Raw genomic sequence first — 26,428 nt, forward strand, 5'->3', positions numbered from 1 at the left:
GCGTTTGTCTTCCCGGTTAGGTTGAGCAACATGAAAGAAGATAGCTTTCCCATGTCCATTTCCGGACATCCCCTGTATTAAATCCGGACAAATTATAAATTCCCCTTATTCAATTCCCCCTGATTTTAATGCTTCGCCCCGCTGGCATTTTGTTCGCTGCATTTCCCCGGCTTGTGTGACCGGTATTCCCAACTTCCAACTTTCTGCCCATGCTTAAAAACTATCTCAAAATTGCCTGGCGCAATCTCTGGAGAAATAAAGTTTTTTCTTTTATCAATGTAATGGGCCTCACCATTGGCCTTACTGCCTGCTTCTTCATTTTCCTTTATGTTCATTTTGAACTGAGCTATGATAAATTTCATAGCAAAGGAAACCGTATTTACCAGGTCGCCTGTGATGTAAAAACACCCAGTGAAACCATCAGGGGAGGTATTACACCCTGGCCGTTTGCTCCGAATATGCAACGCGATTTCCCGGAGATAGAAACCTTTACCCGCTTTAGTAACGCCAACCTGCTGGTGAAGAAAGGGAACCTGAGCTTCCAGGAAGAGCGCTCATTATTTGCCGATTCATCCATCTTCCGTGTATTTGATTTCAAACTGGTATACGGCAATCCCGCTACTGCGCTGAAAGAGCTGAACAGTATAGTGATGAGTAAAACAGCAGCAAAGAAATATTTCGGGGACAAAGATCCGGTTGGAGAAACCGTGTTGCTTACCGGTGATCTGATGCCTGCAACAATTACCGGGGTGATGGAAGATATGCCGCAGAATTCACAGATCAAGGCAGATATGCTGGTGTCAATGTGCACACTGACAAAGCTAAACCCAGGCTTAGATAAGTCATGGGGCAATTTTGGCGCAATTACTTTCCTGCTGCTGAAGCCCAATACGGATCCTGCTGCGCTAGCGGCCAAATTCCCGGATTTTGTAGAACGTCATAACGGCGACGAAAGAAGAAAGGCAAAGATGTTTTATACTATTACGCTACAGCCGCTGGAGCAGATATACCTGCATTCCGACAGGCCCGCTTTTGAAAATGGCAGCATGACCAATGTGTACATTTTTTCCGTTATAGCCATCTTTATCCTGTTTATTGCCTGCATTAACTTTATCAATCTTACTACGGCAAGATCGGTGGAACGGGCAAAGGAGATCGGTATTCGTAAAGTTGTGGGCGCCACCCGTGTGGAACTGATCCGGCAATTTATAGGAGAATGTATATTACTCTGCCTGATGGCTTTTGTGTTTACAGTGATATTGTTTGTAGCCCTGTTGCCCGCATTTAACCTGCTGGCGGGTAAAACCATTAGTACCGGCTTGTTTGCCAATGCCTGGTACATTGGGGTTTTACTGGTAGCCGCCATAGGCATAGGATTGCTGGCAGGCGCGTACCCGGCGCTGGTGTTGTCGGCTTTCAGGCCCGCAAGAGTGCTGAAAGGCCGTTTCTCTACCAGTACCAGGGGCATCTTCCTGCGCAAAGGATTGGTGATAACGCAGTTTGCTATTTCCATTGCATTAATTACAGGCACTATCGTGGTGTATCTTCAAATGCACTATGTGCATAATAAAGATCTGGGCTTTAATAAAGAACAGGTGCTGGTGATAGACACCCACGGCGATCCGGCAAAGCATAGCTTCAGCGAAGCGATCACGGATATACCGAAAGTGACCTCGGTATCCGTTTCTTCAGGTATTCCCGGTGGCCAAATAAATGGGGCTTATTCAGAGATTCAGAATAAACAGGGAGATATGCAGGTAGCTAACCTGGACCTGTATTCTGTGGATTATAATTTTTTACAACAGTATAAAATGAAGATAGTGGCCGGCCGCGGATTTTCACGTGATTTCGGCAGCGATTCCTCGCATGCACTGGTGATCAACGAGGCCGCGGCAAAACTATTTGGTTATGCTACCCCGGCGGAAGCCGTCGGCAGAAGTTACCGCCAATGGGGCCACACCGGTACCATTATCGGCGTGGTGAAAGATTTTCATTTCCGCTCTCTCCAGGAAAATATTAAACCGCTCACTATGCGCATGGAACCGCAGGATTGCGATATGGTATCGGTGAACGTGGCGCCCGGCAACCTGTCTGGCACTATTGCCGCCATCGAACGTAAGTGGAAAACGCTGATGCCTAACCGCCCGTTCAATTATTTTTTCCTGGATGAATTCTTCGACAGGCAATACCGTTCTGAAGAACGTTTTGGTAAACTCTTTCTCAACTTCGCCGTGCTGGCAATTATCATTTCATGCCTCGGTTTACTCGGACTGGCCTCCTACAGTGCCTTGCAGCGTACCCGGGAAATAGGTATCCGTAAGGTAATGGGCGCATCTGTAACAGATATCGTAAACCTCTTATCCAAAGATTTCCTTAAACTGGTGCTTATCTCCTTTGTAATAGCTACTCCCGTCGCCTGGTATTTTATGCACAAATGGCTACAGGAATTTGCTTACCGGATCAGTATTGGCTGGTGGGTATTTGCCTTATCCGGTTTCATTGCCCTTGTTATTGCTATCGGCACTATCAGCTACCAGGCATTGAAAGCCGCATTGGCAGATCCCGTGAAAAGTATGCGGGCAGAATAGCCTTAAAATGTTGTAAGCGGTTTTGGAATAAATATTATTCCTGTTACTTTTGATTTCCCCGGTAAATAGTGCTTACGGCGCAGAATTTTGTATTTTACCCGTTAGTACCATCAAAAAGGGAATCTATTTAAGTAACACCGGTAATGATAAAATTCCACCACCTTTGTCTATGTATCTTCCTGTTGCTATGCTGCGCCTGTAACGCTTCCGGCCAAACGGACGGACTGGGCTTTTACAGTCATGAAGTAATACAGGAAAAAAGGACAGGCCTGGCATTGGGTACCACAAACGCTCTCTGCTTTACCGGCAGCTTTGAATTATCTTTCGAGATCTCTTTTATCCCCCAGCAAAAAAATTATTTCGGCTATGTGGTCAGGATCATCCGTGACGAAACACAGAACATAGATATCCTGTACGACTACGACCCTAAATTTGGAGATAAACATTTTCGCGTGGTCCTGGGCGATAGCTATTCGCATATCTCCTTCAGCATCCCGGGGCTTGGCATAAACGACGAATGGCACACCATCCGGTTAAAATTTGACCAGCAGCGGGGAATGCTCACGGTTGTGCGTGACCGGGAGATCGTTAGTGAAAAAGTAAATTTTCCGGAGAAAGCCTGCTATAAGATTTTCTTTGGCGCAAACGATTACCAGTCGTTCCGTAACGCGGATGTGCCACCCATGAAGATCCGCAACGTGCAGGTAAAACAAAATGGCGCCCTCCGGTATACCTGGCCGCTGAATGAAGAAAATGGTACGGTTGCGGCAAGTGCTCATGGTAATCGCCCTGGCGTTGTAATAAACCCGCTCTGGATAAAAAAGATGCACCGCAACTGGCAGCCGTTACAGCATTTTTTTGTGAACGGCCCCGCCACAGTAGCTTTTAACCAGCAGAAAGGTATGCTTTATATCGTTACCCGCGATTCCTTATTCAGCTACTCCGTAGCCTCCAATAAAATAACGCCGGCCGCTTATACTACCGGGCCACAGCATATATTCAGCGCCTATCAATCGGTATATAATCAACGCACCAACAGTATCCTTACCTTTTCCCGCGACCTGCTGGTACTGGGAAGCCTGCAGCCTGACTCGCTCTCCTGGAATAAATACCTTGATAATCCCGGCCGCTCTCCGGGCTATAGCCACTTTAATAAATACCTGCAGGGCGATAGTGTTCTTTATACTTTTAACGGCTATGGTTTCTTTGTATATCAGAACGATGTTTTCAGTGCACGATGGCCGTTTACCGGCAACTACCACCGCGATTCCACCGGTGGTACCATCACGCCACGGTACCTGGCGGCAGCGGGGGGCGACAGTAACGGGGTATACATCATTGGCGGGTACGGCAACACTTCCGGCAGGCAGGTGCTGAACCCTAAAAATTTATACGACCTCCATTACTATGACGCCTTCCGGCATACCTTTAAGAAATTGTATACGCTTAGAAAAGATACAGAGGAATTTGTGTTTGCCAATTCCCTGGTGATCCGTAAAGAAGACAATGCCTTTTATGGATTGATATTCCCGAAAAATAAATTCAACACAACGCTGCAGATGGTCAAAGGATCACTGACCCAACCGGAGCTTCAGCCGGTAGGAGACAGTATCCCCTATGAGTTCCTGGATGTAGACGCCTTTGCGGACCTGTTTTATAGCCCGGCCGACAAACGTTTTGTGGCGGTAACCCTCTACAGCCCGGATGATCATAGCCATACCAGGGTAGGTATTTTCTCATTGTACGATCCGCCATTCCCGGTTACACCGCCTGCTGCGCCGGCTGCCGGTGTAGAGAAAAAGTGGTGGCTGGCCATTGCCCTGCTTACCGTTACTTTATTACTGATAAGTATTGGCGCCAGGTTCCGCAAAAAGAAAACACCACCTGTTACAGGCGTTACCACAGTGCCGGAAAACAATTCTCACATAGAGGCTGCCCCTCCGCAAGCAAGCGCAGTATACCTCTTTGGCGATTTCCAGGTATTTGATGCCAGCGGCGCAGAGATCACGAAGTTATTCACCCCACTGATCAGGGAATTATTCCTGGTGACCCTGCTGTATACCTTGAAATGGGAAAGAGGCATCAGCGCGGAAAAGCTGAAAGAACTGCTCTGGTTTGATAAGTCGCCGGAAAGCGCGCGCAATAACCTGGCGGTGAATATTGCCAAGCTCAAAAGTATCCTTGATAAAACCGGTGGCTGTGAGATCTCCAAAGACACCGGATACTGGAAAATAAAAACCAGCGGGGTATTGTATATCGATTACCTGGCTTACCTGGCAGACACCCGGCAGACAGTGAAACCAGACCGTGCTGACATTACGGCAATGACCGGCATTATCCGGCGTGGCAGTTTTTTACCAGCTGAAGAGCATGAATGGCTGGATCCCTTCAAATCCGATATTTCCAATGATATCATCGATCGCTTCCTCCGTTATGTGGCCATCACCGACCTTAAAGAAGATCCCGCCTTCCTGGTGCAGGTGGCCGACTACCTCTATGCATTTGATCCGGTGAATGAAGATGTGATGCGCGTAAAATGCAAGGCGCTGGTAGCGCTGGGAAAACACTCCCTGGCTCGTACAGCCTTTACAAATTTTACCCGGGATTACCGGAAATTGTATGGGGAAGATTACCAGCCGGACTTCCAGCAAACCATTTCCTGAACTTATCCTGATCTTTTCCTGAAAGGGAATTAGTGCGCTTATTAATGTGTTAACCGCTTTTTTTGTCTTTTTTTTCCGGAAACGGCCGGATTAATCTTTTATTAATCATTTATTATCGCTTCCCGCTTTACTTGCATTGGCATTACCAAAAATCAATCAACTGGTTGTATTTTATAAAAACTGTATGACGATATGAAACGTTTAGCTATTCCGTTTTTTTTAATGATGTATGTGATGGGTACCGTTAATGCCCAAACGAAACCGGCTGCCAAAAAGTCGCCTGTAAAAACCGCTCCTTCCGCCAAAACCAAAGCAACAGTGGCGCCGGCCATTAAACCACAGGATATTGAAGAAGGCAAAATGTTGCTCACCAAATCCGATTGCCTGGCCTGTCATAAAGTGGATACCAAAGTGGTAGGCCCTGCTTACGCCGATGTGGCAAAGAAATACCCGTATTCCGCAGCTAATGTGGAACTGTTGTCGTCCAAGATCATCAACGGCGGCTCCGGTAGCTGGGGTGCAGTGCCCATGGCAGCGCATCCTTCGCTGGCGGCCGCAGATGCAAAAAAAATGGTGACGTATATTCTCTCTTTAAATGCTAAATAAAGTTCCGCGTTCATGAAAAGAAACTCATTACTGCTACTGGCACTCGCCGGGTTCAGCCTGTTTATCTATCAATGTAAAGTATCCAGCAAAACAAGCGGCATAAAAAAAGATGCGGCCGGGAATATTATTGTCAACCCCCATCCTTCTCCCGCTTATCAAACGGTAAAGGAAAGTATGAAGTCCATCCAGGTGCCGGATGGTTATCACCTGCAGCTGGTGGCCAGCGAACCGATGATCAAGGAGCCCGTGGCTATTGTATGGGATGGCAACGCCAGGATGTACGTGGCGGAAATGCGTACCTATATGCAGGATATCAATGGCACCGGCGAAAACCTGCCCATCTGCCGCATCTCGTTACTGGAAGATACCAACGGCGATGGTACCATGGATAAAAGCTCCACGTTTATCGACAGCCTTGTGTTGCCCCGTATGATGCTGTGCATCGGACATAAACTGCTGGTAAATGAAACCTTTACCTATAACATCAGGAGTTATGAAGATACCAACGGCGACGGTGTAGCAGATGTGAAAGAACTGGTATATAAGAACGACAGGCCCGATACCCGTAACCTGGAACATCAGAAGAGCGGCCTGGTGTGGAATATAGACAACTGGATCTACGTAAGCTGCGACCCTGTGCGTTACCGGTATGTAGATGGTAAACTGGTGCCGGATAGTTTAACCAATTCCCCCGGCGGGCAATGGGGATTAGGGAATGATGATTACGGGAGATTGTTTTTCTCCAGCGCAGGCGCCGAAATTCCGGCGCTGGGCTTCCAGATCAATCCTGCTTATGGTTTCCTGAATCCCAACGACCAGTACAACCGCGATTTCCTGGCGGTATGGCCTATCATTGCCACCCCCGATGTACAGGGAGGTATGAACCGGCTCCGCCCCGATACCACGCTTAATCATTTTACAGCCAGCTGCGGACAGTCGGTTTTCAGGGGAGATGCGTTGCCCGCAGATCTTAAAGGCGACCTGCTGATCTGTGAGCCGGTAGGCCGTTTGATCCGCCGCGCTAAAGTAACCGATGTGGATGGGAAGATCACGCTGAAGAATGCTTACGATGGTCAGAAAGAATTCATCACTTCCTATGATATGAACTTCCGCCCGGTGAACACTGCCACCGGCCCGGATGGATGCCTGTACATAGTAGATATGTACCGCGGCATTATCCAGGAAGCCACCTGGACAGCCGAAGGCAGCTTCCTGCGCCCCCGCATCCTGCAAAAGGGACTGGAGAAAAATATTGGCCATGGCCGCATCTACCGCCTGGTGCACGATGGTTATAAACCTGACGCCAAACCCAAACTGCTGGACGCTCCCGGCAGCACCCTCATCACTTACCTGGATCATGCCAACGGTTGGTGGAGAGATAATGCACAAAAGGAAATAATTGCCAACGGCGACAGGTCGGTAGTGCCCGATCTCAAACTCATTGCCACCGGCAAACATGCCACTATCGGTAAAAATAACGGCGCACTGGCGCGGATCCATGCACTGTGGACACTGGAAGGGCTGCATGCTATTGATAAAGCAACCCTGTTCGCCGCCCTCGGCGATACGGATGCCCAGGTGAGAAAAGCCGCTGTATGGATCAGTGAAGCCTACCTGAAAGAAGACGATGAAGAAGTGATCGGCAAACTGGCTTCGCTGCAAAATGACCCCGCCGCAGCAGTGCAGGTACAGTTGGTACTGTCATTGTCCGTGAGCAGATCTGAAAAGGCAAAAGCCCTGCAAACCGCCATGGTGAGCCATTCCGCCTATACGAAAATGCTGAACAGCGTTGCCGGTAGCGTGGAAGTGAACAACAATACCAAACTGTTTGGCAGCCGCCTTGCCAATATGCCGGCAGCCCACCGAAATCTTATCCTGAATGGCGCCAACATCTACAAACAGCTTTGCTCCACCTGTCATGGGCCGGATGGCAAAGGTATCGTGGTAGGAGGCGGCAGCGCGGCTGCACCGCCATTTGTAGGGTCCAAACGGGTTAACGGCGACAAAGCGCTGATGATGAAAATACTGCTCAATGGATTGTCCGGCCCTATTGATGGTAAAACCTATACCGATGTGATGGCTCCTTTCGGCGCTACCAATACCGATGAATGGGTAGCATCCATATTAAGTTATGTACGTTATAATTTCGGAAAAGCAGAGAAAGGAAAATCACCGGTGGTAGATGTGGAAAGCGTAAAGAAGATGAGAGCCGCCACCGCCGGCCGTGATAAATTCTGGACAATGGAAGAGCTGGAGCAGTCTGCCCGGTAAGCCCATTGACAATACCGCAGTGATCCCCTGCTATCTGGCAGGGGATCACGCTATTAATGCGGGATGTATACCGGATACCCGCCTTTTGCCTGCAGGTATTATAAAACAATCCCGATTTTCAGTTATGAACAGCCAATTATAAATTGTATTTTGATGCCGTCATACACCGGATCCCAGATCATCATAACACTCAGGAAAATTTACCGCTTCGTCCCGGCATCTTAAAAGAAGGCGTCCCGGAAATAATGATAGCGGTAAAACCCATAACCAGTCCGGCGTTTTAAAAGAAACCCCGGAGAATTATATTCCACTTAACTGTAAAAAACTCATGCGAAGGAACACACACAGTATAACCGTTTGCGTTATAGCATTCTTCACATCTCTTCCTGCATTGGCGCAGCGCACGGAGCTGAAGCTAAAGTACAACCAGCCCTCAGGCAAGGTGTGGGAAGCCGCTCTGCCGGTAGGCAATGGCCGCCTGGCCGCCATGGTGTATGGCAACCCGGAAAGCGAACTGATACGGCTAAACGAAAATACGGTATGGAGCGGAAGCCCTAACCGCAACGATAATCCGCATGCGCTGGCGGCGTTACCGGAAATCAGGCAGCTGATATTTGACGGCAAAATGAAAGAAGCCAGCCAGATGGCAGCAAAGAATATCCAGGCGGAAAAGATCAACGGTATGTGCTATCAGCCGGTTGGAGACCTGCAGCTGGATTTCCCGGGGCACAACCAGTATACCGGCTATGCAAGGGAACTGGATCTGCAAACTGCCGTAGCTGCCACCAGCTACACGGTAAACGGCGTAAAATACACCCGCCAGGTATTTGCATCCATACCAGACCAGGCGATCATTATACAGCTTACTGCCAGTAAACCCGGCAGCATTACTTTTAACGCCGGCATGAAAAGCCCGCAGAAATCGAATGTGGTTACCAGCGGTAATAACGAACTGGTATTATCCGGTACCAGCGGCGATAAAGAAGGCGTGCCCGGCAAGGTGAAGTTCCAGTCGCAGGTAAGATTTAAAACCAGCGGCGGTAAAACTGCCGCTGATGGAAGCACTATCAGCGTTACCAACGCAGATGCAGTGACCATCTATGTTTCCATCGCCACCAACTTTGTAAACTATGCAGATATAAGCGGCGATGAAGTAAAGCGCACCACCGCGTATATGCAAAAGGTATGGCCAAAGCATTTCGCTGGTTTACTGAAAGATCATATTGCCGCTTACCAGCATTTCTTTAACCGGGTACAACTGGATCTTGGTACTACTGATTCCATCAAAAATCCAACAGATATCCGTGTAAGGGATTTCAGGGAAGGTAATGACCCGCAGCTGGTAACATTGTATTTCCAGTTTGGCAGGTACCTGCTCATCGCCGCATCACAGCCGGGAGGCCAGCCAGCCAACCTGCAGGGCATCTGGAACCCGCTTATGAACCCGCCCTGGGGCAGCAAGTATACGATCAACATTAATACGGAAATGAATTACTGGCCTGCGGAAGAAACGAATCTTTCTGAGATGCACGAGCCGCTGATACAAATGGTGAAGGACCTGTCTGTTACCGGCCGGGAAACCGCAAAGGTAATGTATGGCGCCGGTGGATGGGTAGCCCATCACAATACGGACCTGTGGCGTATCACAGGGCCGGTAGACGGTATATACTCTGCCATGTGGCCCATGGGAGGCGCATGGTTAAGCCGGCATACCTGGGAGAGGTACCTGTTTAACGGCGATAAGCAATACCTGCAAACGGTATATCCTGCATTGAAAGGCGCTGCACAGTTTTACCTTGATTTCCTGGTAGAAGAGCCGGTACATAAATGGCTGGTAGTATCCCCGTCCATGTCGCCGGAGAATAACCCCAAAGCCTATCCTGGCATATCTATCGCGGCAGGCGCCACTATGGATAATCAACTTGTATTTGATCTCTTTACCAATACTATTCATGCAGCAGAAATATTACATACTGATGAAGCATTAATAGAAAAAATGAAAGCTGCGCGCAAACGCCTGCCACCTATGCAGATAGGCCAATACAACCAGTTACAGGAATGGCTGCAGGACCTGGATAACCCTAACGACAAACACCGCCACGTATCTCATTTATTCGGGTTGTACCCGGCAAACCAGATCTCTCCTTACCGCACGCCTGCATTATTCAGCGCCGCCCGTACCTCGCTGCTGCAGCGCGGCGATATTTCCACGGGTTGGTCTATGGGCTGGAAAGTGAATCTCTGGGCGCGTTTGCTGGATGGCAACCACGCATGGAAACTGATCAAAGACCAGCTTACGCCTGCAGGTGTAAACAAAGGAGAGAACAGTGGTGGCGGTACCTATCCAAATTTATTTGATGCGCATCCTCCTTTCCAGATCGATGGGAACTACGGCTGTACAGCAGGTATTTGTGAAATGCTGCTGCAAAGCCAGGATGGCGCTGTTCACCTGTTGCCGGCGCTGCCGGGCGACTGGAAGAACGGCCGTGTAAGCGGCCTGCGTGCGCGTGGTGGTTTCGAGATCAGAGAAATGGTGTGGGAAAATGGCCAGTTGAGTAAGGTCACTATCCGCTCCACGCTCGGAGGCAAATGCCGTTTGCGCGTACCCAACGCACTGAAGGAAAATGGCCAGCTGAAAGCGGCTGCAGGCGAGCAAACCAATCCTTTCTTCCAGCTGGAGCCAACAGCGCCTGCCCTGGTAAGTGAAAAAGCAAAAGTGGAGGAGCTGCCGCTGCCCAATACGATATTGTATGACCTGGAAACGCAGGCGGGTAAAACTTATACGTTTGTGAAGAAGTAAGCGCGGTTTTTGTCTGACTCAGGATTAAACTGATTACACTGATTACGCTGATTTGATTTTGTCAATGATTAAAAAAGATTCGGGGAGATAGAAGCGAAAATATCCGCTTAAATCTCCCCAAATCATTTAAAATCCAAGGTAATCCAATCAGCGTAATCAGTGTAATCAGTTTAATCCTGAGTCAGACAAAATCCGCTTAGAGCACCAGCTGCTCATGCAACCGCATCAGCGTGTCTTCCGGGTTGGCGCTGCAAAAGCCCGGGTGTACCCTGGAGGTTTGCACCACGCTGCTGCGCATGGCGGTGAGCCAGCGGAAACGGCTGGCCATATCCAGCGCCCCGATAGGGCCGCCGGCTTTACTGCCTTTGGAAATTTCCACGAAGGCATCCAGGTAGGGGCGGATGGTATTAACATCTGCCTGTGGAGACAAGGCATGTAATTTTTCTTCGTTTAATGTATACACTGCCCGTAAAAATTTTTGTTGCCTGCAATAAAGAATGACACCAACATTCAGAAACTCTTCCCGCTCCACGCTTGGTACCACCCGTATTACCGCGTACTCATATAAGTGATTCTCTTGCATGTTGTGCTTCTTTTACAAATATCCCGGAGTGGCTGATCCGGGTAGTTAAAAATTCAAAATATACCTGGCGCCTTTCTTCCGGTGTAACATCGTTGCTGTCTTCACTTTGCAGCCATGTTTCCGGGATGATGTTTACCACGGCGCGAATGCGTTCGGGTGTGAGTATTAAGCGGAAGGCGGCATCCACCTGTTCCAGTTCACCGGCCTGTGGCAGCAGCACATGATCTTTTACCTGTACAAAAGGGCGTAGCGATTGTTCGCGCCAGTTTTGCCAGGAGTGGTGAAAGTAAAGCGATGCGCCATGATCGATCAGCCACAGCTCATTGCGCCACATCAGCATATTGGTATTACGCGCGGTGCGGTCTACATTGGTAAGGAGACAATCGAGCCACACGATCTTAGATGCTGTTAACGCATCAATGGTGTTTACCGTTGGATCGTATGTAGTAGCGCCGGATAAATAGTGAAGGGCAAGATTGAGCCCCACGCTTTTCTTCAGCAGGTCCTGTATTTCCTCATCGGGCTCTGTGCGGCCAAAGGCAGCATCCAGGTTGGCAAATACCAGCTCCGGTATTTTGAGTTTGAGTATCCTGGCCAGTTCGCCGCCAATTAATTCTGCGATGAGCGCTTTTACGCCCTGGCCTGCGCCCCTGAACTTCAGGGCATACAGGAACCCGTCGTCTGCCTCGGCAATAGCCGGCAGCGAGCCTCCCTCACGTAACGGCGTTACGTAGCGGGTTACATTCACCGTTCTGAGCTGAAGCTGTATATCTTCTGTCATCTGATATCTGGTTCGTTTGCTTAATATGGATCTATACCTGGGCAAAGTAACCAAATATCTTTTATACGGAGACGATCTCCTGCAGGGGTTTGCCCATAAAAGCCGCGTAGGCGGCAGCGGCGGGGTTTATTTTTTTACCGGGGCTCATCAGCTCCGTGGTAACAGTGATGTACCGGCTGCTTTCTTTCCGGCTCCAGGTACCGCTTATCTGCCCGTTAACCACAATTACAGGCTTAAAGATACCATAACCGGCAGCCGCGGGATGCCCGGCCGGGAGGATGTCGCTGCGGTCTTTATAGGCCACGGCATATTCATCATAGCAGGGGAGGAGGAAAGTGGAAGAGATGCTGCGTTTACTTACCGTGGCCGCTGCAGCAAACCAATAGGCGTTACCGTTAGTAACGGTGTGGGTAAGATGTTGGCTGTTGAGATGTAATCCTTTTTTGATGTCTGCCATATTCAGCCCGCTCCACCACTGGAAATCCTGCAGGGTGGCGGGGCCCCGGCTGCTGAAGTAGCAAAGCGTGAGCCGGGCAATGGCTTCGTCCCGGCCGGGCAGTGGCGCTGCAGGCGCACGTTCTGAAAGCAATGCGTAAGTGAATTGCTTTCCCTGCCGTGGCCCGCTGCAGATAAGCCCTTCCAGTTCAGCTTCCATCAGGAAAAAGCCAAGGCGGATATCGTCGGTATTGATCTTTGCTTTAGCCAGCAACGCCAGGATGGCTGTACGGGTAAGGAATTTATGATCGCTGAGCGCATTGGTAATAATAGTATTGCTGCGTTTCAGGTCTTTATCCGTGATGCCCAGTTTAGTATGCAGTCTTTTATTAAAGGCTTTTATTTTAGGGCCGGTGAGCTGCAGCATCCAGCGGATATCTTCCGGCGCTACAAAGTGCCAGGTGGGGCGCAGAACATGGGTACGCAGGATTTTCCCATCATTAAAATCCTTTTCAATGGAAGCATCGGTGCCGCCTTTGATACGGTTGCCAATGGCCCATTTGGCGCCGGCGTAATCCTGCGCCTGTATACAGCCCATCCAGCGTACCAGCGCTGCCGGCTGTGTAAAGCTGGAATGGAGGAGCTGCTGTTGTTGCAGCCGGTGTTGTGCGATCTGCTGACTGTTCATATTTCAAAATTACCGGTGGTATGTGACAACCGTATGTCAGTTGGAAAACCCGCTCACGAAACTTTTTTCAGCATTTCCTTCAGCCGGTCCTTTACCAGTGTTTTGAGGGAAACAGGCATAACAATATCGGCCTGGTCCGCAAAAGTAATATACCAGCGGGAAAAGGCTTGTATACAGGGCGCTTCAAACTCCATCCGGGTATGCGTTTTCCCCGGCTTTTCCGTAATAAAGCCATAGTTATATTTCTGCTCTGTAAGATAGCGGGCCATATTGTTGTGTACATTGATCACCACCGGGAACGATTGCCCCTTATCTTTAGGTTTGTTTGCCAGGTATTCGTTAAGGGAGATGTGCTCCTGCAGAAATGGCCGGTTCGTATCTTTTACAGACAGCATCCGTTCTGTTCTGAAGGGATGATATTTTTTCGAAGTATTGCAAAAGGCGATCGCATTCCAGGTACCGTTTTCCCGTAGGATGCCTATCGGCTCTATATCCCGCTCATTAACACCGGTTTCGGTAGCGTATTGGATATGGAGTATCTTCTTTTCGCCTATTGCCCTGATGAGCAGTGGCAGCGTATCGTTGAGCAGGTAATTATGTTCAGATACCTTATGGGTAACGATAGTTTCTTCCAGGTCTTCCAGCACTTTTTTCTGCGCGTTACGCAATACAGCTTTTACCTTGAACATAGCGCCTTTAAAACGTTCGCTGTTTTGCAGGTCGGCATGCTGTTCCAGCATTTTCTCCGCCATCAGGAAAGCAATCACTTCTTCTTCGGTGAACATTACCGGCGGCAGGCGATAACCTTCCATGATGGAATAGCCCAAACCTTTTTCACCAATAACGGGCACCCCGGCCTGTTCCAGCGAGCGCACATCGCGGTATACGGTACGCAGGCTAACATCAAAGCGGTCGGCAATTTCCTGTGCCAGTACCAGTTTTTTGGATTGCAGATGTATCAGAATAGCGGTTAATCGGTCGAAGCGGTTCATCATAGTAAACAGTTAGCAGGATTCAGGTAACTAATTTAATGTTTTCCCTGCATATCGTTATTACGTTGTGCGTATTACCTTTGACACAGATAACAGCTTACACTTTATGATGAAACGTTTGTTTGTGATGGCATTGCTGCAAACAGGGCTGGCAGCCGCCTGTTACGCCCAATCCGATGAATACCTGCAAAAGAAAAATGTGCCCGATACCATTTTGCAGCCCCGCAACCTGGTGCTGGCAGGAACTTTTAACGCCCAGAAAGCCCTGCTCCAATTGTTTCCCGGCAAGTACTATCATCTCAGCAAGGAAAAATACCGCAATGAACTGATCAACTGGGAATGCAAAACCTGTAAGCCCAAATCCTACCCGGATGTAAACGGCGACGGAGATGCGGTATTCCCTTATTCCGAAGGAGTAGCCACCCGGCTGATCAATGAAATGGATTTTAAAGATGCTACAGGTTTACAGTACAAGGTGATCAGCTTTAACCATTCTGTATTTGATGAGGAAGGGCTCCAGACATCGCGCTTTACCGGCGGACTACTGGGCCTGGCCAAGTTTGTGCTTACAGACGGAGGCTGGAAACTGCGCATGTTCCAGCCAGCTATTAAAGCTTATGGCGCGTTTTCAAATTGCCCGGCACCTAAGCCCTTACTGATAGGAAATGACCAGTATGCGTTTATGATCAGGCATAGCAACGGACCTGGCGGTGGCCCGTTCGACGGCGCCCTTTTCCTGGTGGCCGGCATTAATGGCGGCTACCAGCAGGTAATGGCCGCTTATGGTACAGAAAGAACTGAAGTAGGAGCGGAAGAAGGATTATCCAGCTGGACCAGCGAGTATACGGTACCAGCGGGTGACAAAAAATACTTCCGCGATATTGTGATCACGCTGAAAGGAACCGCTACCGCCAAGGATACAGAGGGGCTTCCGGAGGAAGTGAAAAGCCTGCTGAAAGGCAAAAATAAAATACGGTTCACTGCCGTGGAAAGATATGTATACATGGGCAGTAAAGGTTACCAGCTGCAGTTGCCCGTAAAGGCCACTTTACTCAACTGATGCCGGTTGCAGGGCGGGTATATCCATACTGCGCCCTGTAATTTTCTGCCGGTGCATTTTTCCCCATACGGTTAATGAATGAAGCACATCCCCCAGGGTGTCGCTGTAATCCGTCAGCTCATATTCCATGATATGGCCGGCATCTTCCACCGGTATTCTTCTCACAAAACCATTCAGCTCCATTTCTTTCAGCTCATTAGAGAGCACCTTGGCAGAAATACCTGTTACTATACGCTGTAATTCATTAAAGCGTCTTCTATTGCCTATAAGCCCTACAATGATCTTCAGCTTCCATTTACCACCGATGGCATACAGCGCATCTCCCACTGCCGTAAGGGAGGCTGCGCAAGCCTCCGCCGAAGGACGTTGATGTTTATTCACGTTTAACAATTTTAACTTACCAAAAGGTTAGCAGTAACAAAAAAGTAAGGTTGAACTAATAGTTACCAAAGGTAAGTAGTTTTGGAAAATTAAAACTGAAATGTAACATGGGTAGAATATTGATAACAGGAGCCACGGGCCAGCTTGGCAAAGTGGTAACGGAAGAATTACTGAAAAGAACGGATGCGGCCAATATCGCCGTATTGGTAAGGGATCCGGAAAAGGCGGCTGCCTGGCAGGCAAAGGGGGTAAAGGTGTTCAAAGGCGATTATAATGATTACAACTCCCTGGTAACTGCTTTCCAGGGTACTGATAAACTGTATTTTATTTCGGGTAACGATGTAACGGGCCGTATTTCCCAGCATGAAAACGTGGTGAATGCAGCGGTAGCGGCTCAAGTGAAACATGTATTCTATACCAGCTACCAGCACGAAGCGGAACCGGGCGCTTCAGCGGTGGGCATTGTTGCAGAAGCGCACCTGGCAACGGAAAAGATCCTGAAGGCCTCCGGTTTGGCTTATACCATTCTTGCACATGCACTGTATGCGGATGTACTGCCTATGTTCCTGGGAGAAAAGGTATTGGAGTCCGGCATCATTTTCCTGCCTGCCGGCGATGGAAAAGCGCCGTATGCCACCCGTTACGACATGGGGGTGGCAGGAGCCATCCTGCTGCTTGGCACGGGTCATGAAAATAAAACATACAACCTGGCGGCAGATACCAGTTATTCTTTCGGCGATATTGCACAGCAGCTGAGCGAACTGTCGGGTAAGCCAATAAAGTACATCCCCGCCTCCATAGCTGATTTTACCGCACAGTTAACCCAGGCGGGCGTACCGGCGGAAGGCATCCATATTCTGGCAGGTTTCAGTGAAGCAATAGCACAGGGCGAGTTCGATTTCCCCGACACCACACTGGAGCAGCTTCTCGGCAGAAAACCGGAATCGCTGAAAGCGTTCCTCAAAACGGCTTATGCAGAGTTTGTCTGACTCAGGATTATGATGATTTCGATGATTACGCTGATTTTATTTAGGGAATTTGAGTAAAGATTAAGGGAGATAAAAACGAACATATATTCGCTTTTATCTCCCTTAAGTATATTTTAAAAAATATAAAAATAAGATCATCGAAATCATCATAATCCTGAGTCAGACAAACTCCGAGTCGCCGAAGGCGACCATTACGCGCTCAGCGCGGTGAAGTCATCATCAGACAGATCGATGGCTCCGGCTTTGAGGTTTTCCTCAAGATGGGCAATGCTTTTGGTGCCTGGGATGAGGAGGATGTTGCCGGCGCGTTTCAGCAGCCACGCCAGGGCGATCTGGGCGGTAGTAGCGTTGTGACGCGCAGCGATTCTGCTGATCTTTTCTTCCAGTGCCTGCGGACCGGAAGCCAGCGGGAACCAGGGAATAAATGCAATACCTTTTTCCACCGTGTAATCCAGCACAGATTCCCACTGGCGGTTGCCCAGGTTGTACAGGTTTTGTACAGATACAATGGGCAATATTTTTTCCGCCTGCTGAATTTGCTCTATGGTTACTTCAGAAAGCCCTACATGTTTGATCTTACCGGCTTTCACCGCCGCTACCACCGGCGCCAGGGTTTCTTCCACCGGTATGTTGGGATCAATGCGGTGCAACTGCCAGAGGTCTATCACGTCTGTTTTCAGGAATTTAAGGCTGTTGTCAATGTCCTGGGCAATCCATTCCGGGCGGCCATCGGGCACCCACTGGTTGGGGCCGGGACGCTGGAAGCCGCCTTTGGTAGCTATAATGAGGCCCTTTTTGTAAGGATGCAGCGCATCGGCAATAAGGCGTTCGTTAAAACCAGGGCCATATGCAGCGGCGGTGTCAATAAAGTTTACACCGGCATCTACCGCATGTTGTAATACCCTGATCGCGTTGGGGCGGTCGGCCGCTTCTCCGAAAACGCCGTTGCCGGTTAATTGCATGGCGCCGTAACCAACGCGGTTAACAGTGATGTCGCCACCTAAAGTAAAGGTGGATGCAGGGGATATTTGTGTTGTTTCCATGTTTTATAATTTGATGGATCAAAGGTAGGGCAAGCAGGATATCCGGAGTTGTGAAAATAACAGGAAGAGTTGTATAAATCAAAGAATGGGACTGTTATCTTCCTTTTTCCTCCTTATCCGTCAACGCATGAATAAATGCAATAATGTCCTGCATCTCCGTATTGCTCAGGTTCAGCGGTGTGGAAGAAAGGGTTTGATACGGATCATTCATACCCAGCCCGTTGCCGCCGCCTGCATTATAGAATTCCATTACTTTTTCAAGATCCCGGAAAGCGCCGTTGTGCATGTAAGGAGCGGTCATGGCAGTGTTGCGCACGGTAGGCGTTTTAAAGGCCCGCTGGTAATACGGGATGGGGAAAAACTCATACCTGCCGGCATCGGTATCGGGCGTTGGATGAAGGAGGTCGTCACTGGCAGTGACCCCAAGGTTTTCAAACTCGGTGAACTGGTACAGGGGTGGTGTAAGCCCGTTGAACAAAGGTGCGAAATGGCAGGTGGCGCATTGCGCTTTGCCGGTAAATAAATTGAAGCCACGGATCTGTGCGGGTGTCATGGCGTTTTTGTTGCCGGCAAAGTATTCGTCCATAGCGCTGTTCATAGGCGCCAGGGTGCTTAGGTAAGCGGCGATGGCGGAAGCCAGGTGGGGCATGGTTACTGCCGCGCCGGTATCGCCGGGGAAAGCGTTGGCAAAAGCCCTGCGGTAATAAGCGCTGTCATTTAACCGGTGGATGATCACTTCATGATCACCATCCATTTCCTGTGGATTACTGATCACGGTCAGTATTTGTTTGGCCAGTGTACCGGCCCTGCCATCCCAGAATTGTGCGTATTGGAAAGCAGCATAGGTGAGCCCCGGTGCATTTCTTCTTACCGGTGTTTTATTATCCAGCGCCATGCTTGTACGGAGCCCGTCGCTGAAGTATAATTCCGGGCGGTGGCAGGTAGCGCAGTTGCGCGTGTTGTTGCCGGAAAGCGCTTTTTCAAAGAATAACTGCCTGCCCAGTAATTTTTGATTTTCCGTATATACGGCGCCGTTAGTAAATGCTTTAAGGGAGATGGCATCTTTACTGAACAGGTGAGGGGCATTGTAATTCAGGGCGCTGCGGGTATGCAGGTCCAGTTGCAGATCGTGGATAAGCGCGCCCATGCTTTCCTGCAGCGGGAGGCCGCAGGTGGTAAGGAATTCCAGCCGGTTGAAATCGTCGAAGCCGGGATGCGCTTCCAGGTATTGTATACATTGATCCAGGTAACGGGCTACGGGAGAAGTATTGCTGATCCAGGGCCTTAGTACTGTACGGATGGTACGCATGGATTGTGCCGTTTCTATGATACCCGTTTTTAGTTCCGGTGCATCATAGCCGGTAATACCGCCGGCATACAGGCGTACCAGTTCAAGACGGATACTTTCCATAATGGCTTTGTCGCTGGTATTGAACTGGTAAAGCAGCGAAGGCAGGTCGGCGGCAGCCGTGCGGATCACCAGTGCTTCTGTTGCCAGTTCTTTTTTCCGGGAGAAAGGATCTTTCTCTGACAGGAGCACGGCTATCTGCTGTAACCCTGATGGGGCCTGGTATTCCATGTAAGGCTCGTCTATCTCTGTTTTGGCGGGGCGGTTATATACCATCGACGAAGAGAAGAAAAAGTAATCGAGGAAAAACTCGATCCGTTTATATTGCAGACGGCATTTTTTCAGGGCTGTTTTTGCAATGTTAATGCTGGCGGTATCATTTTTCTGAATGGCTTGTACCGCCTTTTCCAGCTCCAGGGAGGCTGCCGCAAAGCCGGCGGCGCCTTCCCTGAAAATGGCAATGGTATGAGCAACACCGCGGTCATCGGTGGAGGGCGTAAAGCTGTACGCAACCAGCAGCAGGCTGAATAACAGCCAGATGACCTTATTTCGATGCATTTGCTTTTACATTCTTCATCATGGTAAACTGGTCGCGGATCACACCATCTGCGCAGATCCATTTCAGATCGAGGCGGTTGCCTTGTATTTCAAGGATGCTGGAGCCGCCATGATCGGCATCTGCAAAGTACATGGCATTGTGCGGGTAAACGGTTTGTTTACCTCCCAGCTTGCCGGCGGAGCCGCTCACTACGTATACGGTACCAATGGAATTTACGCTGTTCTTGATATACGGCGCTGAATTCCTGCTGCCGTCGTTTCGGCCGGAAGAGTTGCTGACGTTGTGTTTGGCAGGATCAAAACTATTGGCGGGGCCATAGTGACCGCTGATCATCCTGGACCTTTCATAATCGTGGCTATGCCCGTTCAGGACCAGGTCAACCCCGTTGCGTTCCAGTATACGGATAAAGTTCTCGCGGATATGCACCAGCTCATCTTCTTTGTCGGAATTATGAGAGCCCATCGTGTACGGCGGATGATGCCAGTAGGCAATTACCCAGCCTTTATTTTTATTGGCGGCCAGGTCTTTTTTTATCCAGGTAACCTGCGGACCGGTGGTATCATACAGGCGGTAAGCGCTGTCTTCTTTGCCGTAGCTGTCGAGCGACAGGAAATGGATGTTCCCTATATCAAAAGAATAGAATGCAGCGGTATGGGAGGGCACTCCGCCGGACTCACCTTCTGAGGGCATGGAAAAGTTCTGGTAGTAGTTGGTTTGATGGGTTTGCTGCGCCATGGCGGCAGAGATATCGGTATCATGATAATCGTGGTTGCCCGGTGCGGGGAACAGGGGATATTTCTTCAGCAGGTCATCTTTATAAACATTAAAAAACTTGCTTTGATACTCCGCATCCGTACCGTCAGGATAAGCATTGTCTCCCAGCAGCAGCCATGCGTTCAGGTAGTTGTCGCCAATATATTTTATCAGCTGTTCCTTTACCAGTTGCTGGTTGGGGGAGCCGTCGCCGCAATCGCCTAATGCTGCAATGCGGTACATGTCTGTTTTGCCGGCTTCAGGCAGGGTCATAAAGTAGTTATCGGTGTTGCCCTGCAATACATCCTTGTAGCCACCAATGGAATAATAATAGCGGGTGTTGGGTTGCAGGCGGGTGAGCAGTATTTTATGCTCTGTTACCAGGCTGGCATCGTCTGCCTGTTGATCCAGTTTATCCGGCGAGGTACCATATTTCACACGGCTGCGGGCAGAAACATCGGTACGCCAGCGGATCATCATTTGCTGTGTGCCGGCGGCCTGCAGGTATGGGCCCCGGATCAGCTTTGCAGCGATAGGTGCTTTCTTAACGGCGGCATCCTGTGCCAGCGCCGGGTAAAAACCGGCGAACAGGCACAGGGATGCGAGAAGGATGGATTTCATATATGAGATACTATTTTTTTGTTGGCGCTGATTCCAGCTCTTTCCCCGCAATATCTTCCCAACGGTAATAATGGAAGGTGCGGTCATCGCTCATCACTACAAATAATCCATGTTGAAAAGTATTATTCAGTGGCACGTTCACTATGTCGGAGCCGTCGCTGTGACCGGCGCTTACTTTCACCACTTTCAGCAGTTTATGGGAAGTGCCTTCCCTGCTGAAGATATGAAATATGTTGGCTCCCTGGTCGGAAACCAATATATAACCTTTGCCGGCTGTTGTTTTATAGACAGAGATGCCTTCATGATCTTCTGTAAAACCGGTGGTACCGAAAACGGATAATTCTTCATTACCTTTTTCCGGGTCAGCATAATATTGCCTTACGCCATATTGCTCATCGGAATAATATACGTAGCCGGCTTCATTATCAACTGCAATGGATTCAATTTCTTTTTTACCGCTGTAGTGGCCAAACTTACGCACCAGGGTGGCTTTTATTTTTCCTGCGCCGTTGTCGGACAGGCGGTATTGCCACAGGTAAGTGCCATCCTGCGGACCGGTTTTACGGCCTGCAATCACGTATTGTTCCCCGCTTTTACTGGTGTATACAGCTACGCCCATAAGGTCGCGGAACTGTGTGCCGGTTTCGCCTTCAAATGCAGGGATACCGCCATCGTCGATGGGCTGCATATCAGGCAACGAAAAAAAGCGAAGCTTATGTGTGATACGCTCGGTGGTAACGGCATAGTCTATACGTTTTCCGTTGAGGAGCAAGCCGTAGGCGATGTCTACGTTATTAGGACGTTGCAGGTTGGGCACTACCTGTTTGATCTTCCCCTGGAGGTCAAACACATACAGGGCGCCTTCCGCCGATTTATCGGTACCTATTACAAGGCTTTGGGAAGGGTCCTGCGGATTAACCCATATGGCCGGATCATCGGAATCGAACTTTACCTGTTCGGTGATCACCACGGGCCGGATGGCGGCAGTATCCGTATATGCCTGCCCGTTAGCAGGTGCGGATTGCTGTGCGCAGGCGGTAAAACACAGCAGTCCCGCAAGAACTGCTGTGGAGAATAATATATTACGTGTAGTCATTACTGTGAGATCGCTGTTTTAGTTTTTAGCGCCAAATGCGCCAATGAAGGAAGACGGAGCGGGAGAGGCATAGTTAATGCCGTTCAGCTCCAGGCCGTTGGGGAAGTTACGTGTAAAGGCCGTAGTACCGGCGCCCAGCGCAGGTGAACCGGCCTGTAAACGGAAATCCCAGCTGCTGTTGAAATCGGGATTATCCATGGGTGTATTCAATGGATAATTTACGAATTTCGGATCATTTTCACCGGCTTTGGTACCGATCACATCATGAGTGCCACTTACAATATCTTTTGCGGGCTGGAACTGGTCTACCGTTACCTGGTTAAAGCCATAATAAAGATTGTTGCTTACAACAGAGCGGACATCTTCCGCTTTCTTGGTATCTCTCTTGATGCCAAAACGTGCATTGGCAAACAGGTTGTTGTGCAGCTCTGCAAACACGGTGGCTTCCAGCCAGATGGAACCGCCTTTTACTGTAGGTCTTCTCCAGCCGGTGTTGAGCATGGTATTATTATAGGCAATCACATGCGCCTGCGGACTGCGCTCACCTGAGTTGGATAATTTAAGAGCGTTGGTATTGGTGGAGTAAAAGAGATTATAACTCACGTCTGCAATACAACCGGATTTAATGTTGATACCTTCCCCACCGGTGATACCGGTTGTATAAAATTTATTATTGGAGAAGATGATCTTACCGCCTTCAATATAGGTACAGTCTTCATTAAAATATCTTACAACAGAATTGTTCACCACCAGTTTCCCGTTTACATTGCTATACCATAAGGCAGGCACGGCTTCTCCGCTCTCTGCCTTATACAGGCCCATTTTTACAGATGTGGAAGATTCGGTGGTAACAGCGCCGCCGTATTCCAGGATGGTATTGTCGAGCAGAAGTTCTGCACATGATTGTGCTGCCAGGATACCGCCCCATTGCTTACCGAATTTGCGGCTTTCGGTACGAAGGTTTTCTTCAATGGTAAACCGTACCGGTTGTTCAGGCGTTCCCATTGAATAGAGATTACCTTTTACAATCACTTCCGGTTTTACAAGGGTATCCATGATCACCAGTACACCTTCTTCAATCACTAGTGTTTTGCCTTCAGGTATTATGATATCGCCGGAAACCCGCTGTATACTGCCTTTGGGCCAGATGCCCCAAACTTCGCCATGCACGTCGCCGGAACCAATGATGCCCTCACTGAGGTCTACATCGCTGTTTGCTTTTTTACAACCGCTGATGATGGTCAGGATCAATGCAGCGTAAAAGAGAATGTTTTTATATTTCATGAGATGAATATTTTAGAATGAGCTTATAATTTGTAGCGCAGGCCGAGCAGGTAGGTTTGTTTGTAATATTCTTTCCTGATCAGTGTTTCGCCTGCTTTACCCTGCCCGGGCATGTTGTCGTTTTCAGGGTTGGTACCTTTGATAAATATTTCAGCAGGCGTGTTCAGCAGGTTCCCTGCTTTGGCGAAGATGCTGAAGTTATTTTTGAATCTTTTTTCTACAGAGATATCCATCTGTACAAATCCTTTCTGCCAGAGATCATTGTCGATGTACTGGGCAACGGTAACGATACGCGGCCCGGTATAAGCGCCGGCCAGCTGCGCATCCCAGCCATGCTGTATATCCTTGTACAGGATGGAGAGGTTACCGATATGCTCTGATTGCCCGTACAGCGGGCGGGTTTGATCCACCGCAATGGTTTTGATGTCTCCCTTGTCGTCCCTGATCTTCAGGCTTTTGGAAGTAGTGATAGATGAATGTGTATAAGTATAGTTGGCCTTGAAGCCTATTTTGCTGAAAAATTTGATATAGTCTATTTCCAGGCCGTAGTTACGGGCGGTTCCAAAGTTACCGGCAGAATAGTACTGGTCCTGCGGACGGGTAGCATCAGCACGGATGGTATTTTCAATAGGATCCTGGATCCTTTTGTAAAATACGCCAAACAATAACTGGTCGGAGTGATTAGGGAACAGTTCATAGCGCAGGTCGAAGTTATCGGCGATGGCCCGTTTCAGGTCCGGGTTACCGCGTTCCTGGTAATCTTCCAGTACAATTTTGGAAGGTACAATTTCAAAGAAGCCCGGGCGGTTCAGGGAGCGGAAATAAGAGCCCCGTAAGTTCTGGTGTTCAGTTAATTCATACTTCAGGTTCAGGCTGGGCAATACATCGGTATATACCTGGCTGCCGGTGGGGCGGTCTTCCCCCTGAGGGAAAAACATATGATAGCCCTGGTTGGTATGTTCCACGCGTACGCCGCCGGTTACTTCCAGTTCGGATACTTTAAATTTGAACATGCCATACCCGGCGCTTGTTTTTTCGGATGCGTCGTAGGTAAGCGGGTTGCCTACTGCACCGCCGGGATTCTGGATATCCCATACAATATCTGTATAACTGGTAAAGTCCTTGCCATACAATGCATTTACATTGGCAGGCCGGAAGGTATAGTTATTATAGAAGCTGCTGCGCTGTTTGTCGCGGTACAAACCACCTGCGGAGAAGTCTACCTTTGTACCGGCAATCCTCGCGTTATAGGTAAGGTCTATATAACCAGCAATGTCATCGTCGGTGTTACGTTCCCAGCGGCGGCTGCTTCCATCGATCGTAGTGCGCGTTTCCTGGAAGTTGTTGCGCACTCCGTTTAAGGAGATACTGGTATTATCCGGGACTTCATTTTTAGCAGAAGAGAATACGGCAGACCATTGCAATTTTAATTTGCCCGGAACGATATGATGATCGCCATGCAGGGTGGAATTATAGATCTGCTGCGTGGTTTTCCTGGAACGGCTTTCATGGGTAAGTTGTGCATTCCCGGCTACAGGGTTGAAAATACCATCGGAGAAGTTGGTAGTAATGCCTTCGCGGGTCTGGTAGCTTTGCAGGTTCATGTAGGCATTGTAGAGCGACAGCTTATTGTTTTCATTGAACACGTAGTCGATTTTCCCGTGAATACCGCTGCGTTGCTGTTGCTCGCTGTATTGCCTGTTTTGCATGCTGGTGAGCACTGCGTACCTGCCGGTATCCATATCATTTTTGTAGAAGGTGCTGGTAGTACCGCGATAGTTATTCTGGAAGCTGCCCGCCAGGATCACGCCCAGTTTATTATGGAGGAAACGCTGGCCTATGGATAATCCCGCCACCAGGTTGGGAGCGAAGTTCTTGTTTTTATAGTCCAGTGTACCAGTGGCAAAATCTGCCGGGGTGGCCTTGAAGTTTTTGCCATTGGCTTCATAAGGTGATTTAGAGTGAATATCACCCGCGTCAAAGGAGGTGAAGCCCTTGTCCAGTACCATCTGGCTGTAACCGGTAGCTACATTGGCGTTGAGGGAAAACCTGCCGGGGGCATCTTTCATTACCATATTCACCACGCCGCCTACGGCATCGCCTTCCATGTTAGGCGTTAATGATTTGTATACCTCAAGGCGATCCAGCAGTTCGGATGGGAAAATGTCCAGCGGCACATAACGGAATTTATTATCCGGGCTGGGGATCTTCACCCCGTTGATGAGGGTGTAGTTATATCTTTTATCCATACCGCGGAGAATAGCATATTGTCCGTCGCCATTGCTGCTGCGTTCTATGGAAATGCCGGAAACGCGCTGGATCACGTTGGCCACGGTGAGGTCCGGCGATACTTCTATGGCCTGTCCTGATACTACGTTCATTACCTGTACAGACTTCTGTTCCAGTTTGCGGGCGGTACTTTCGGAGGAGGCTTTGGTGCCGCCGGCAATCACCACTTCACTCAGGTTTTTGCTGCTGCGCTCACTGAGGTAGATATTGAGGGCGGGATTATCACTTTCCTGTACGGTAACTTCTTTTGTTAATGTTTTGTAGGTAAGATGGGAAATGTGCAGGGTAAATTTTCCCGCTGTGATCTTTTTAAATTCGAAGGATCCGTCAAGGCCGGTAAGGGCTACCAGTTTGGTTTGGTCCAATACAACGGTGACGCCTACCAGTGGTTCGCCCGTTTTCTGGTCATACACGTGCCCTTTCAGACTGCCGGCGCTGGCAAATGTGGGGCCCAGTAGCAAACATAAAAGCGTTGTTAAAAGTGTCTTCATCTTTGGTGAATTTGATACCGTTTGACTTTGTGTCGAATGGCATTGCAAATGTGTGCTGCTGTGAAAAAAAATGCAAAGAAGCAGCGTAAGCAAAACGTAAACAGCGT

At 49.2% G+C, this 26,428-nt stretch carries 18 protein-coding genes; 7 read left to right on the top strand and 11 right to left on the bottom strand.

Annotation, left to right across the window (positions count from 1 at the left end):
• Positions 1-209: 209 nt before the first annotated feature.
• From FN124_RS20120 to FN124_RS20140, 5 genes are all read left to right on the top strand, one after another.
• Entirely contained in the window at positions 210-2,588 is a 2,379-nt protein-coding gene (locus FN124_RS20120) for an ABC transporter permease (RefSeq protein ID WP_142686542.1), read from the top strand.
• Positions 2,589-2,731: 143 nt separating this feature from the next.
• Positions 2,732-5,251, top strand: coding sequence for an AfsR/SARP family transcriptional regulator (locus FN124_RS20125; RefSeq protein WP_142686543.1), 2,520 nt, complete (start codon positions 2,732-2,734; stop codon positions 5,249-5,251).
• A gap of 192 nt (positions 5,252-5,443) precedes the next feature.
• Entirely contained in the window at positions 5,444-5,857 is a 414-nt protein-coding gene (locus FN124_RS20130; RefSeq protein WP_142686544.1) for a c-type cytochrome, read from the top strand.
• Between the two features lie 12 nt (positions 5,858-5,869).
• On the top strand, positions 5,870-8,128 hold the full coding sequence (locus tag FN124_RS20135) for a DUF7133 domain-containing protein (protein ID WP_142686545.1): 2,259 nt from the start codon (positions 5,870-5,872) through the stop codon (positions 8,126-8,128).
• 328 nt (positions 8,129-8,456) lie between these two features.
• The gene (locus FN124_RS20140) at positions 8,457-10,928 is read left to right on the top strand and encodes a glycoside hydrolase family 95 protein (protein ID WP_142686546.1); all 2,472 of its coding nucleotides are present in this window, start codon (positions 8,457-8,459) and stop codon (positions 10,926-10,928) included.
• A gap of 196 nt (positions 10,929-11,124) precedes the next feature.
• On the opposite strand, the gene FN124_RS20145 is transcribed toward FN124_RS20140, so the two are convergent.
• The 4 genes from FN124_RS20145 to FN124_RS20160 form a co-directional block, all read right to left on the bottom strand.
• Positions 11,125-11,511, bottom strand: a complete 387-nt coding sequence (locus FN124_RS20145) for a DUF3037 domain-containing protein (protein WP_142686547.1) — start codon at positions 11,509-11,511, stop codon at positions 11,125-11,127.
• On the bottom strand, positions 11,489-12,292 hold the full coding sequence (locus tag FN124_RS20150) for a HipA family kinase (RefSeq protein WP_142686548.1): 804 nt from the start codon (positions 12,290-12,292) through the stop codon (positions 11,489-11,491). The genes FN124_RS20145 and FN124_RS20150 overlap by 23 nt, the downstream gene beginning before the upstream one ends.
• A 61-nt stretch (positions 12,293-12,353) precedes the next feature.
• Entirely contained in the window at positions 12,354-13,415 is a 1,062-nt protein-coding gene (locus tag FN124_RS20155) for a winged helix DNA-binding domain-containing protein (RefSeq protein ID WP_142686549.1), read from the bottom strand.
• Positions 13,416-13,468: 53 nt separating this feature from the next.
• Entirely contained in the window at positions 13,469-14,410 is a 942-nt protein-coding gene (locus FN124_RS20160) for a helix-turn-helix transcriptional regulator (protein WP_142686550.1), read from the bottom strand.
• 103 nt (positions 14,411-14,513) lie between these two features.
• Here FN124_RS20160 and FN124_RS20165 point away from each other — a divergent pair, with 103 nt between their 5' ends.
• Positions 14,514-15,467 carry a hypothetical protein gene (locus FN124_RS20165; RefSeq protein ID WP_142686551.1) on the top strand — a complete coding sequence of 318 codons (954 nt, stop codon included), beginning with the start codon at positions 14,514-14,516 and terminating at the stop codon, positions 15,465-15,467.
• On the opposite strand, the gene FN124_RS20170 is transcribed toward FN124_RS20165, so the two are convergent.
• Entirely contained in the window at positions 15,456-15,848 is a 393-nt protein-coding gene (locus FN124_RS20170) for a winged helix-turn-helix transcriptional regulator (protein WP_260607531.1), read from the bottom strand. The genes FN124_RS20165 and FN124_RS20170 overlap by 12 nt on opposite strands.
• A gap of 107 nt (positions 15,849-15,955) precedes the next feature.
• Between FN124_RS20170 and FN124_RS20175 the strand changes: the two genes are divergently transcribed.
• The gene (locus tag FN124_RS20175) at positions 15,956-16,837 is read left to right on the top strand and encodes an SDR family oxidoreductase (protein ID WP_142686553.1); all 882 of its coding nucleotides are present in this window, start codon (positions 15,956-15,958) and stop codon (positions 16,835-16,837) included.
• 191 nt (positions 16,838-17,028) lie between these two features.
• Here FN124_RS20175 and FN124_RS20180 read toward each other — a convergent pair whose 3' ends face one another.
• The 6 genes from FN124_RS20180 to FN124_RS20205 all read right to left on the bottom strand — a co-directional run bounded on the left by FN124_RS20180 (position 17,029) and on the right by FN124_RS20205 (position 26,321).
• A complete protein-coding gene (locus FN124_RS20180) occupies positions 17,029-17,880 on the bottom strand; it encodes an aldo/keto reductase (RefSeq protein ID WP_142686554.1) in 852 nt (283 codons plus the stop codon).
• Between the two features lie 94 nt (positions 17,881-17,974).
• Complete coding sequence (locus FN124_RS20185; RefSeq protein ID WP_221887837.1) at positions 17,975-19,786, bottom strand: cytochrome-c peroxidase; 1,812 nt, start codon at positions 19,784-19,786, stop codon at positions 17,975-17,977.
• Positions 19,773-21,161 (bottom strand): purple acid phosphatase family protein, encoded by a 1,389-nt coding sequence (locus FN124_RS20190; RefSeq protein ID WP_142686555.1) that lies wholly within the window; start codon positions 21,159-21,161, stop codon positions 19,773-19,775. The genes FN124_RS20185 and FN124_RS20190 overlap by 14 nt, the downstream gene beginning before the upstream one ends.
• 10 nt (positions 21,162-21,171) lie before the next feature.
• Positions 21,172-22,257, bottom strand: a complete 1,086-nt coding sequence (locus FN124_RS20195; protein WP_142686556.1) for a phytase — start codon at positions 22,255-22,257, stop codon at positions 21,172-21,174.
• Positions 22,258-22,275: 18 nt separating this feature from the next.
• Positions 22,276-23,541 carry a right-handed parallel beta-helix repeat-containing protein gene (locus FN124_RS20200; protein WP_142686557.1) on the bottom strand — a complete coding sequence of 422 codons (1,266 nt, stop codon included), beginning with the start codon at positions 23,539-23,541 and terminating at the stop codon, positions 22,276-22,278.
• Between the two features lie 23 nt (positions 23,542-23,564).
• The gene (locus tag FN124_RS20205; RefSeq protein ID WP_142686558.1) at positions 23,565-26,321 is read right to left on the bottom strand and encodes a TonB-dependent receptor; all 2,757 of its coding nucleotides are present in this window, start codon (positions 26,319-26,321) and stop codon (positions 23,565-23,567) included.
• Positions 26,322-26,428: the final 107 nt, after the last annotated feature.

The sequence above is a fragment of the Chitinophaga polysaccharea genome, from assembly GCF_902150045.1.
GTDB classification, from domain to species: Bacteria; Bacteroidota; Bacteroidia; order Chitinophagales; family Chitinophagaceae; genus Chitinophaga; species Chitinophaga polysaccharea_A.

Bases quoted from the DNA above. Each gene is read 5' to 3' on its own strand.
- FN124_RS20120 (WP_142686542.1), top strand. From the start codon at position 210: ATGCTTAAAAACTATCTCAAAATTGCCTGGCGCAATCTCTGGAGAAAT.
- FN124_RS20125 (WP_142686543.1), top strand. From the start codon at position 2,732: ATGATAAAATTCCACCACCTTTGTCTATGTATCTTCCTGTTGCTATGC.
- FN124_RS20130 (WP_142686544.1), top strand. From the start codon at position 5,444: ATGAAACGTTTAGCTATTCCGTTTTTTTTAATGATGTATGTGATGGGT.
- FN124_RS20135 (WP_142686545.1), top strand. From the start codon at position 5,870: ATGAAAAGAAACTCATTACTGCTACTGGCACTCGCCGGGTTCAGCCTG.
- FN124_RS20140 (WP_142686546.1), top strand. From the start codon at position 8,457: ATGCGAAGGAACACACACAGTATAACCGTTTGCGTTATAGCATTCTTC.
- FN124_RS20145 (WP_142686547.1), bottom strand. From the start codon at position 11,511: ATGCAAGAGAATCACTTATATGAGTACGCGGTAATACGGGTGGTACCA.
- FN124_RS20150 (WP_142686548.1), bottom strand. From the start codon at position 12,292: ATGACAGAAGATATACAGCTTCAGCTCAGAACGGTGAATGTAACCCGC.
- FN124_RS20155 (WP_142686549.1), bottom strand. From the start codon at position 13,415: ATGAACAGTCAGCAGATCGCACAACACCGGCTGCAACAACAGCAGCTC.
- FN124_RS20160 (WP_142686550.1), bottom strand. From the start codon at position 14,410: ATGATGAACCGCTTCGACCGATTAACCGCTATTCTGATACATCTGCAA.
- FN124_RS20165 (WP_142686551.1), top strand. From the start codon at position 14,514: ATGATGAAACGTTTGTTTGTGATGGCATTGCTGCAAACAGGGCTGGCA.
- FN124_RS20175 (WP_142686553.1), top strand. From the start codon at position 15,956: ATGGGTAGAATATTGATAACAGGAGCCACGGGCCAGCTTGGCAAAGTG.
- FN124_RS20180 (WP_142686554.1), bottom strand. From the start codon at position 17,880: ATGGAAACAACACAAATATCCCCTGCATCCACCTTTACTTTAGGTGGC.
- FN124_RS20185 (WP_221887837.1), bottom strand. From the start codon at position 19,786: ATGCATCGAAATAAGGTCATCTGGCTGTTATTCAGCCTGCTGCTGGTT.
- FN124_RS20190 (WP_142686555.1), bottom strand. From the start codon at position 21,161: ATGAAATCCATCCTTCTCGCATCCCTGTGCCTGTTCGCCGGTTTTTAC.
- FN124_RS20195 (WP_142686556.1), bottom strand. From the start codon at position 22,257: ATGACTACACGTAATATATTATTCTCCACAGCAGTTCTTGCGGGACTG.
- FN124_RS20200 (WP_142686557.1), bottom strand. From the start codon at position 23,541: ATGAAATATAAAAACATTCTCTTTTACGCTGCATTGATCCTGACCATC.
- FN124_RS20205 (WP_142686558.1), bottom strand. From the start codon at position 26,321: ATGAAGACACTTTTAACAACGCTTTTATGTTTGCTACTGGGCCCCACA.